Raw genomic sequence first — 9,233 nt, forward strand, 5'->3', positions numbered from 1 at the left:
CTTCCTCACCAGACGTAGGCGAGGACTTCCCCGCCCACCCCGCGCTTACGGGCCTGCCGGTCGGTGAGCAGCCCCTGAGACGTCGAAATAATCGCCACACCCAGACCGCCGAGAACACGCGGCAGCTCCGGGGACTTGGCGTAAACCCGCAGGCCGGGCTTGGAGACACGCCGGATGCCGGCCAGGCTCCGCTCCCGGTTCGGGCCGAACTTCAGTTCGACGATCAGGCTCTTGCCGACGGCACCCTCGGCGGGCTCCTCGACAGCCCAGGCGGCGATGTAGCCCTCGGCCTTGAGAACCTCGGCGACGTTCGCCTTGATCTTCGAGTAGGGCATCGCCACCCGGTCGTGGTACGCCTGGTTGGCGTTGCGCAGACGCGTGAGCATGTCTGCAATCGGGTCGGTCATCGTCATTGTTTATCAGCCTTTCTCGCCGCGGTTCCCGGTGTCACACCGGGCCTACGGCGAAGGGGAAGCCTTGGATTTACCAGGAAGCCTTGGACACGCCGGGGAGCTCACCCTTGTGAGCCATGTCCCGAACACAAACCCGGCAGAGCCCGAACTTGCGGTAGACGGCCTTCGGCCGGCCGCACTTCTGGCACCGGGTGTACGCGCGCACCGCGAACTTCGGCTTGGCCGCAGCCTTGATGATCAGCGCCTTCTTGGCCATGTGCTCAGTTCTCCTTGAACGGGAAGCCCAGGAGCTTGAGCAGCGCCCGGCCCTCATCGTCGGTCTTGGCGGTGGTCACGAGCGTGATGTCCATGCCCCGGACCGCATCGATCTTGTCCTGGTCGATCTCGTGGAAGACCGACTGCTCAGTCAGACCGAAGGTGTAGTTGCCGTGACCGTCGAGCTTGCGCCCGTCCAGACCGCGGAAGTCGCGGATACGCGGCAGCGCGATCGAAAGCAGCCGGTCCAGGAACTCCCACATCCGGTCGCCGCGCAGGGTCACCTTCGCGCCGATCGGCATGCCCTCACGCAGCTTGAACTGCGCGATGGACTTGGTGGCCTTGCGGATCAGCGGCTTCTGGCCGGTGATCGCGGTGAGGTCGCGGACCGCACCGTCGATCTTCTTCGAGTCACGGGCCGCCTCGCCGACGCCCATGTTGACCACGATCTTCACCAGGCCCGGCACCTGCATCGGGTTGGCGAAGCCGAACTGCTCGCGCAGCTGGCCCGCAACCTCGGCGCGGTAACGCTCCTTGAGACGAGGCATGGTCTTGGTCTCGGTCGCCGTCGTCATCACAGCTCCTTGCCGGTGCGACGGGAGACGCGAGTCTTCACGCCGTTCTCGTCGATCTTGTAGCCGACCCGGACGGGCTTGCCGTCCTCGACGACCATCACGTTGGAGACGTGGATAGGCGCCTCCTGGGTGATGATGCCGCCGGTCTTGGCGCCACGCTGGGTGGTACGGATCTTCTCGTGCTTGGTGATCCGGTTAACGCCCTCGACCAGGATCTTCTCGGTCCGGGGGTAGGCCGCGATGACCGTACCCTCCTTGCCCTTGTCCTTGCCGGCGATGACCTTGACCTTGTCGCCCTTCTTGACCTTCATGGTCACAACACCTCCGGGGCAAGGCTAATGATCTTCATGAAGCGCTTGTCCCGCAGCTCACGGCCAACCGGGCCGAAGATACGGGTGCCGCGCGGGTCCCCGCCGTCCTTGATGATGACGGCGGCGTTCTCGTCGAAGCGGATGTACGAGCCGTCGGGACGGCGCCGCTCCTTGACGGTGCGAACGATGACCGCCTTGACGACGTCACCCTTCTTCACACCGGCACCGGGGATGGCGTCCTTGACGGTGGCCACGATGACGTCGCCGATGCTCGCGTAGCGCCGACCCGAACCACCGAGAACGCGGATGCACAGAATCTCCCGGGCACCCGTGTTGTCGGCGACTCGCAGTCGCGACTCCTGCTGGATCACGTCAACTCCTGTATGTCTGCCGGTTCTCCGCCCGCCCGGTCAGGGCGGGCGGAGCCTGGCGGAACTCGAACCACCCGGAACGCCCTGCTGGGCGAACCGGACGGCTATCTGAACTTCTCGGCCGCTAGGCGGCCGGCGAACCTGCCGGAGGCAGGGTCACTTGGCCTTCTCGAGGATCTCCACGACCCGCCACCGCTTGGTGGCGGACAGCGGGCGGGTCTCCATGAGCAGCACCCGGTCGCCGATGCCGCACGCGTTCTGCTCGTCGTGCGCCTTCAGCTTGCTGGTCCGGCGCAGAACCTTGCCGTACAGCGAGTGCTTGACCCGGTCCTCGACCGCCACGACGACGGTCTTGTCCATCTTGTCGCTGACGACCAGACCCTCGCGTACCTTACGCCGGTTCCGCTCGACTGCGTTCTCGTTGGTCTCGCTCATGTTCCCTACGCCACCTCAGTAGGCGCGGCCGAGAGCCCCAGCTCACGCTCGCGCATGATCGTGTAGATCCGGGCGATCTCGCGACGGACCACATCCAGCCGACGGTTGTTGTCGAGCTGGCCGGTCGCACCCTGGACGCGGAGGTTGAACAGCTCCGCCTTGGCCTCCCGCAGCTTCGCGACCAGTTCCTCGGAGGAACTCTCGCGCAGCTCGGCCGCCTTGGTACCGGCTGCCATCACGCCTCACCCACTTCGCGCTTCACGATTCGGCACTTCATCGGGAGCTTGTGGATCGCGCGGCGCATGGCCTCACGAGCAGTCTCCTCGTTCGGGAACGCCATCTCGAAGAGAATGCGACCCGGCTTGACGTTCGCCACCCACCACTCGGGCGAGCCCTTACCGGAACCCATGCGGGTCTCGGCGGGCTTCTTGGTCAGGGCCTGGTCCGGGAAGACCGTGATCCAGACCTTGCCACCACGACGGATGTGACGGGTCATGGCGATACGCGCCGACTCGATCTGCCGGTTGGTCACGTACGCCGGCTCGAGCGCCTGAATGCCGAACTCGCCGAACACCACCCGGTTGCCGCCCTTGCTCCGACCGGAACGGTCGGGGTGATGCGGCTTGCGGAAGCCATTCGGAGGCTTACGCGGCATCAGCATTGTTCAGCCCTCCTGCTCAACCGCCGCGGCCGGAGCCACGTCGGCGCTGTCCTTGGTGAGCTCCGCGGCGGCCGCACGGCCGGCCTCGGTGCCTGCACCGGTCGTGCCGGTGGCACCCGAACGGCCACGGCGCGGTCGCTCGGACCGCTCGCCGCCACGGCCTTCACGGCGCTGGCGGCCCGGGGCCTCGGCCGGGGTCTCGCGACCCGGCACGGCGTCACCCTTGTAAATCCAGACCTTCACGCCGATGCGGCCGAAGGTGGTACGGGCCTCGAAGAAGCCGTACTCGATGTTGGCGCGCAGCGTGTGCAGCGGCACCCGACCCTCACGGTAGAACTCCGTGCGGCTCATCTCAGCGCCGCCGAGGCGGCCCGAGACCTGCACCCGGATGCCCTTGACCATGGGGTTCTTCATGGCCGACTGGATCGCCTTGCGCATCGCCCGGCGGAACGCCACGCGGCCCGAGAGCTGCTCGGCGATGCCCTGCGAGACCAGCTGAGCGTCCGACTCGGGGTTCTTGACCTCGAGGATGTTCAGCTGGACCTGCTTCTTGGTGAGCTTCTCGAGCTCGCCGCGCAGGCGCTCGGCCTCCGCACCCTTACGGCCGATGACGATGCCCGGCCGGGCGGTGTGGATGTCGATGCGGACCTTGTCACGGGTGCGCTCGATCTCGACCTTCGAGATACCGGCGCGCTCGAGGCCCTTGGCCATCATGCGGCGGATCGCGACGTCCTCGCCGATGTAGTCCTTGTAGAGCTTGTCGGCGTACCAGCGGGACTTCCAGTCGGTCGAGATGCCGAGCCGGAACCCAATCGGGTGGACTTTCTGACCCATTACTTGGTCTCCTCCTGCTCGGCGGCCTCAACCTCGGGCTTCGCGGCGGCCTTGGTGGCCTTGGCCGGCGTCGCCTTAGCGGCGGCGGTGGCCTTGCGGACCGGCGCCTTCGGCGCGACTGCCTCCACCTCGACGGTGATGTGGCAGGTGCGCTTGCGGATCCGGTACGCCCGGCCCTGCGCCCGCGGCCGGAACCGCTTCAGCGTCGGGCCCTCGTCCACGTAGGCGGCGCTGACCAGCAGCGCGTCCGGGTCGAGACGCTCGTTGTTCTCAGCGTTGGCGATGGCGCTGGCCAGCACCTTGTAGACCGGCTCGCTCGCCGCCTGCGGCGCGAACTGCAGCACCGTCAGTGCCTCCTTCGCGGGCAGACCGCGGACGAGGTTGACCACACGGCGCGCCTTGGTGGCGGACAGGCGCACGTGGCGGGCGACCGCACGGGCGCCCGGCGCGGCCTGCGCGTCATTCGTAGGCATCGTGTTTCCCCTAAATCCTGTTTACGGTCCGCCGTCAGCGACGGCGACTCTTCCGGTCGTCCTTCTCGTGACCCTTGAACGTCCGGGTCAGCGCGAACTCGCCGAGCTTGTGCCCGACCATCGCCTCCGACACGAACACCGGGACGTGCTTGCGCCCGTCGTGCACGGCGATCGTGTGACCCAGCATGTCCGGGATGATCGTCGAACGCCGCGACCAGGTCTTGATGACGTTCTTGGTGCCCTTCTCGTTCTGCACTTCCACCTTCTTGAGCAGGTGGTCGTCGATGAAGGGGCCCTTCTTCAGGCTGCGAGGCATCTGTCAGCTCTCCCTATTACCCGCGCTTGCGGGTGGCGTAGCGGCGGCGGACGATCAGCTTGTCGCTCGCCTGGCCCTTGCGGCGGGTGCGACCCTCGGGCTTGCCCTTCGGGTTCACCGGGTGGCGACCACCGGAGGTCTTACCCTCACCACCACCGTGCGGGTGGTCGACCGGGTTCATGGCGACACCACGGACGGTCGGGCGCTTGCCCTTCCACCGCATACGACCGGCCTTGCCCCAGTTGATGTTCGACTGCTCGGCGTTGCCGATCTCGCCGACCGTCGCGCGGCAGCGGACGTCGACCTTGCGGATCTCGCCCGACGGCATACGCAGGGTGGCGTAGTCCTCCTCGCGGCCCAGCAGCTGGATGCCGACGCCGGCCGAGCGGGCCAGCTTGGCGCCGCCACCCGGACGCAGCTCCACGCAGTGCACGGTCGTACCGACCGGGATGTTGCGCAGCGGGAGGTTGTTGCCCGGCTTGATGTCGGCACCGGGGCCGGACTCGACCAGGTCGCCCTGCTTCAGGTCCTTCGGCGCGACGATGTAGCGCTTCTCGCCGTCGACGTAGTGCAGCAGCGCGATGCGCGCGGTGCGGTTGGGGTCGTACTCGATGTGCGCGACCTTGGCCGGCACGCCGTCCTTGCCCACCCGGGTGAAGTCGATCAGACGGTACTGACGCTTGTGGCCGCCGCCCTGGTGCCGCGTGGTGATGCGGCCGTGAACGTTACGGCCGCCCTTCTTCGGCAGCGGAACGACGAGCGACTTCTCCGGCGTCGACCGGGTGACCTCGGTGAAGTCGGCGACGCTGGAGCCACGGCGACCGGGCGTCGTCGGCTTGTACTTACGGATACCCATTGTCTTATACCCCTCAGCTCACCGGTCCGCCGAAGGCTTCGATGCGGTCGCCTTCGGCGAGCTTCACCATCGCGCGCTTCGTCGCCTTGCGCTGACCCCAGCCGGTGCGGGTGCGCTTGCGCTTGCCCTCACGGTTGAGCGTGTTCACGGTCAGCACCCGAACATTGAAGATCTGCTGAATAGCGATCTTGATTTCGGTCTTGTTCGCGTCCGGGTGCACCAGGAAGGTGTACCAGTTGCGGTTGAGCTCGCCGTAGCTCTTCTCCGAGACCACCGGAGCGACGATGACGTCGCGCGGGTCGGCAATCGTCGTCACTTGGAACCCTCCTCAGCGGGCACGCCCAGGAACTCCTCCAGCGCCTCGGTGGTGAAGACCACCGCGTCGCTGACGAGCACGTCGTACGTGTTGAGCTGCCCGGCCTCGATCAGGTGCACCTGCGGCAGGTTGCGCAGGCTCACCCAGTTGATCTCGTCGTTGGCGCCCAGCACGACCAGCACGCGGCGGGCGTCGCCCGCGACCTTCTCGACCGTCGCGAGGGCGGCCTTCGTCGACGGCGTCTCGCCGGCCACGAACGCGTCGACCACGAACAGCACGCCGTTGCGGGCCCGGTCCGACAGGGCACCGCGCAGGGCGGCGGCCTTCATCTTCTTCGGGGTCCGCTGGCTGTAGTCACGCGGCACCGGGCCGTGGACCACGCCACCGCCGGCGAACTGCGGCGCGCGGATCGAGCCCTGACGGGCGCGACCGGTGCCCTTCTGCTTGTACGGCTTCTTGCCGCCACCGGCGACCTCGCCGCGGCTCTTCGCCTTGTGCGTGCCCTGGCGCGCGGCGGCCAGCTGGGCCACCACGACCTGGTGCATCAGCGAGATGTTCGCCTGCACGTCGAAGATGTCGGCGGGCAGCTCGACCGAGCCGCTCTTGGCGCCCTCGGCGCTGATCACGTCAACCGTGGTCACTTCGAGGCACCACCCTTCTTCTTCGTCTTGGCGGCGGTGCGAACGAGCACCAGCGCACCCTTCGGGCCCGGGATGGCGCCCTTCACGAGCAGCAGGTTGTTCTCGGTGTCCACGGCGTGCACGGTGAGGCCGGGCGCGGTGTAGCGCACGCCACCCATGCGGCCCGCCATGCGGACGCCCTTGAACACGCGACCCGGCGTGGCGCAAGCGCCGATCGAACCGGGCGAGCGGTGCTTGCGCTCGACACCGTGGCTGGCCTTGAGGCCGTGGAAGCCGTGGCGCTTCATGACACCGGCGAAGCCCTTGCCCTTGGTCTTGCCGGTCACGTCGATGGCCTGACCGGCCGCGAACGTGTCGACGGTGACCTCCTGGCCGAGCTCGTACGAGTCCGCGTCAGTGGTGCGCAGCTCGACGATGTGCCGGCGAGGGGCGACGTTCGCCTTGGCGAAGTGGCCCGCCTTGGGCTGGCTCACCTTGCGCGGGTTGATCGCGCCGAAAGCCAGCTGAACGGCCTGGTAGCCGTCCTTCTCAGTGGTACGAACCTGGGTGACGACGCACGGGCCGGCCTGCACCACGGTCACGGGGACGACTTTGTTGTTGTCCCAGACCTGAGTCATGCCGAGCTTGGCGCCCAGGATGCCCTTAACTTGCCTGTCCATCAGTCCGGTCCCTACAGCTTGATCTCGATGTCGACGCCAGCCGGCAGATCGAGTCGCATGAGCGAGTCGACCGTCTTCGGGGTCGGGTCGATGATGTCGATCAGACGCTTGTGCGTGCGCATCTCGAAGTGCTCGCGCGAGTCCTTGTACTTGTGCGGCGAACGGATCACGCAGAAACGGTTGATCTCCGTGGGCAGTGGCACCGGCCCTGCGACCTGAGCACCCGTACGGGTCACCGTCTCGACGATCTTCCGTGCCGAGGAATCGACGACCTCGTGGTCGTAGGCCTTGAGCCGGATGCGGATCTTCTGTCCCGCCATGGTGGCTTCTGTTTCCTTCTCTCAAGCCGCTACCTGCGGCGGCAGACGGTGGGGCCTGCCCCCTGTCCGACCCCCGCGGTCGGGCGTGTCGCGCGCTGAACCAGACTGATTCCCTATTAAAAGGTCATTTGCCTTGGCTCAACGGGCATCACGCCCGATCACAGGAGCTTCACGTCAGAGGCCCGAAGACCCCCACGTCACGCGACGCGGCACACCCACTGGGCGCGACCGGCCGCAACGCAACCTGTTCATTATGCCGTATCGGGTACGGCATTGTGAAATCAGGGTGCCGGGGCTCACTCAAACAGGCCCGACCTGCGTACACGTAAAGGTGCGGGCGCCCCGCCCGAGAGCGGGGCGCCCGCGCAGATCACTTGGTGATCTTGGTGACTCGGCCGGCACCGACCGTGCGGCCACCCTCGCGGATCGCGAAGCGGAGGGTCTCCTCCATGGCGATCGGCTGGATGAGCTTCACGGACATCTCGACGTTGTCGCCGGGCATGACCATCTCGGTGCCCTCGGGCAGCGTGACGACACCGGTGACGTCGGTGGTGCGGAAGTAGAACTGCGGCCGGTAGTTCTGGAAGAACGGGGTGTGACGGCCACCCTCCTCCTTGGAGAGGATGTAGACCGACGCCTCGAACTCCGTGTGCGGGGTGGTCGTGCCGGGCTTGACCACGACCATGCCGCGCTCGACGTCCTCGCGCTTGATGCCACGCAGCAGCAGACCGACGTTCTCGCCCGCGCGGGCCTCGTCGAGCAGCTTGCGGAACATCTCGATGCCGGTGCAGGTGGTCTTCATCGACTTCTCGCGAATACCGACGATCTCGACCTCCTCGTTCGGCTTGAGGATGCCGCGCTCGGCGCGACCGGTGACGACGGTGCCACGACCGGTGATCGTGAAAACGTCCTCGATCGGCATGAGGAACGGCTTGTCGACCTCACGCTCGGGCTGCGGGATCGCGGAGTCGACCGCGTCCATCAGGCCCATGAGCGCGTCGGACCACTTCGGGTCGCCCTCGAGCGCCTTCAGCGCGGAAACCCGGACGACCGGCAGGTCGTCACCCGGGTACTCCTGCGCCGACAGCAGCTCGCGGATCTCCAGCTCGACCAGCTCGAGCAGCTCCTCATCGTCGACCATGTCGCTCTTGTTGAGCGCAACGACGATGTAGGGCACGCCGACCTGGCGGGCCAGCAGCACGTGCTCGCGGGTCTGCGGCATCGGGCCGTCGGTCGCGGCGACCACCAGGATCGCGCCGTCCATCTGGGCGGCACCGGTGATCATGTTCTTGATGTAGTCAGCGTGACCCGGGCAGTCAACGTGCGCGTAGTGCCGGTTCTCCGTCTGGTACTCGACGTGCGCGATGGAGATCGTGATACCACGAGCCTTCTCCTCCGGCGCCTTGTCGATCTCGTCGAACGGGGTGTACGGGTTGAGTGCCGGGAACTTGTCGTGCAGGACCTTAGTGATGGCCGCCGTCAGCGTCGTCTTACCGTGGTCGATGTGACCAATGGTGCCGATGTTGACGTGCGGCTTAGTCCGCTCGAACTTCGCCTTCGCCACTGGTGTCCTCCTGTGGACTGTTGGTTCGTTCGCCCGACGGCGCCGACTGGCGCTTAGGACCTTTGCCCGCCGGGGTCGCCGGCGCTTCCTTGCTGTGCTGAGACCGTGGAGAGCTCAGCCGTGGGGGGGGGGGGGGGGGGGCCGCGGCCCGAAGCCCCCCGCCACCCACGAGCGCGGAGTCAGAGTTATAAAGTACCAAGCCGAGGGGAACCGTCACTGGAGGGGGATTGAAA

The 9,233-nt window shown here is 66.9% G+C and carries 17 protein-coding genes; all 17 read right to left on the reverse strand.

All coding sequences use genetic code 11. From position 1 onward, the window contains the following. Positions 1–5: 5 nt before the first annotated feature. The gene (rpsH, locus tag AB0B35_RS24720; RefSeq protein WP_120317131.1) at positions 6–413 is read right to left on the reverse strand and encodes a 30S ribosomal protein S8; all 408 of its coding nucleotides are present in this window, start codon (positions 411–413) and stop codon (positions 6–8) included. A gap of 70 nt (positions 414–483) precedes the next feature. Continuing rightward, complete coding sequence (locus AB0B35_RS24725) at positions 484–669, reverse strand: type Z 30S ribosomal protein S14 (RefSeq protein WP_120317132.1); 186 nt, start codon at positions 667–669, stop codon at positions 484–486. A gap of 4 nt (positions 670–673) precedes the next feature. Continuing rightward, positions 674–1,243 carry a 50S ribosomal protein L5 gene (rplE, locus tag AB0B35_RS24730; RefSeq protein ID WP_360536147.1) on the reverse strand — a complete coding sequence of 190 codons (570 nt, stop codon included), beginning with the start codon at positions 1,241–1,243 and terminating at the stop codon, positions 674–676. Further along, positions 1,243–1,560 carry a 50S ribosomal protein L24 gene (gene rplX / locus AB0B35_RS24735; protein WP_120317134.1) on the reverse strand — a complete coding sequence of 106 codons (318 nt, stop codon included), beginning with the start codon at positions 1,558–1,560 and terminating at the stop codon, positions 1,243–1,245. The genes rplE and rplX overlap by 1 nt, the downstream gene beginning before the upstream one ends. After that, the gene (rplN, locus tag AB0B35_RS24740) at positions 1,557–1,925 is read right to left on the reverse strand and encodes a 50S ribosomal protein L14 (protein WP_117226249.1); all 369 of its coding nucleotides are present in this window, start codon (positions 1,923–1,925) and stop codon (positions 1,557–1,559) included. The genes rplX and rplN overlap by 4 nt, the downstream gene beginning before the upstream one ends. Before the next feature lie 156 nt (positions 1,926–2,081). After that, positions 2,082–2,360: a 30S ribosomal protein S17 gene (gene rpsQ / locus AB0B35_RS24745; protein WP_203692225.1), complete on the reverse strand. Its 279-nt coding sequence runs from the start codon at positions 2,358–2,360 to the stop codon at positions 2,082–2,084. A 5-nt stretch (positions 2,361–2,365) separates the two neighbouring features. Next, the gene (rpmC, locus tag AB0B35_RS24750) at positions 2,366–2,596 is read right to left on the reverse strand and encodes a 50S ribosomal protein L29 (RefSeq protein ID WP_120321522.1); all 231 of its coding nucleotides are present in this window, start codon (positions 2,594–2,596) and stop codon (positions 2,366–2,368) included. Further along, a complete protein-coding gene (gene rplP, locus AB0B35_RS24755) occupies positions 2,596–3,021 on the reverse strand; it encodes a 50S ribosomal protein L16 (protein ID WP_203741717.1) in 426 nt (141 codons plus the stop codon). Before rplP ends, rpmC begins: the two co-directional genes overlap by 1 nt. A 3-nt stretch (positions 3,022–3,024) precedes the next feature. Then, the gene (gene rpsC / locus AB0B35_RS24760) at positions 3,025–3,855 is read right to left on the reverse strand and encodes a 30S ribosomal protein S3 (protein WP_361049306.1); all 831 of its coding nucleotides are present in this window, start codon (positions 3,853–3,855) and stop codon (positions 3,025–3,027) included. Further along, on the reverse strand, positions 3,855–4,328 hold the full coding sequence (gene rplV, locus AB0B35_RS24765; protein ID WP_203692227.1) for a 50S ribosomal protein L22: 474 nt from the start codon (positions 4,326–4,328) through the stop codon (positions 3,855–3,857). The genes rpsC and rplV overlap by 1 nt, the downstream gene beginning before the upstream one ends. A gap of 34 nt (positions 4,329–4,362) precedes the next feature. Further along, a complete protein-coding gene (gene rpsS, locus AB0B35_RS24770; protein ID WP_120317139.1) occupies positions 4,363–4,644 on the reverse strand; it encodes a 30S ribosomal protein S19 in 282 nt (93 codons plus the stop codon). 16 nt (positions 4,645–4,660) lie between these two features. Next, positions 4,661–5,500 carry a 50S ribosomal protein L2 gene (gene rplB / locus AB0B35_RS24775; RefSeq protein WP_203692228.1) on the reverse strand — a complete coding sequence of 280 codons (840 nt, stop codon included), beginning with the start codon at positions 5,498–5,500 and terminating at the stop codon, positions 4,661–4,663. Positions 5,501–5,513: 13 nt separating this feature from the next. Beyond that, a complete protein-coding gene (rplW, locus tag AB0B35_RS24780) occupies positions 5,514–5,816 on the reverse strand; it encodes a 50S ribosomal protein L23 (RefSeq protein ID WP_361049308.1) in 303 nt (100 codons plus the stop codon). Continuing rightward, complete coding sequence (rplD, locus tag AB0B35_RS24785) at positions 5,813–6,457, reverse strand: 50S ribosomal protein L4 (RefSeq protein ID WP_361049310.1); 645 nt, start codon at positions 6,455–6,457, stop codon at positions 5,813–5,815. Before rplD ends, rplW begins: the two co-directional genes overlap by 4 nt. Then, positions 6,454–7,116, reverse strand: coding sequence for a 50S ribosomal protein L3 (gene rplC, locus AB0B35_RS24790; protein WP_361049312.1), 663 nt, complete (start codon positions 7,114–7,116; stop codon positions 6,454–6,456). The genes rplD and rplC overlap by 4 nt, the downstream gene beginning before the upstream one ends. Before the next feature lie 11 nt (positions 7,117–7,127). Then, positions 7,128–7,436: a 30S ribosomal protein S10 gene (gene rpsJ / locus AB0B35_RS24795; RefSeq protein ID WP_007073037.1), complete on the reverse strand. Its 309-nt coding sequence runs from the start codon at positions 7,434–7,436 to the stop codon at positions 7,128–7,130. Positions 7,437–7,806: 370 nt separating this feature from the next. After that, entirely contained in the window at positions 7,807–9,000 is a 1,194-nt protein-coding gene (gene tuf / locus AB0B35_RS24800) for an elongation factor Tu (protein ID WP_360536139.1), read from the reverse strand. Positions 9,001–9,233 lie beyond the last annotated feature (233 nt).

Origin of the sequence: Catellatospora sp. NPDC049133, assembly GCF_040648455.1 — a bacterium.
Lineage (GTDB): Bacteria > Actinomycetota > Actinomycetes > Mycobacteriales > Micromonosporaceae > Catellatospora > Catellatospora aurea.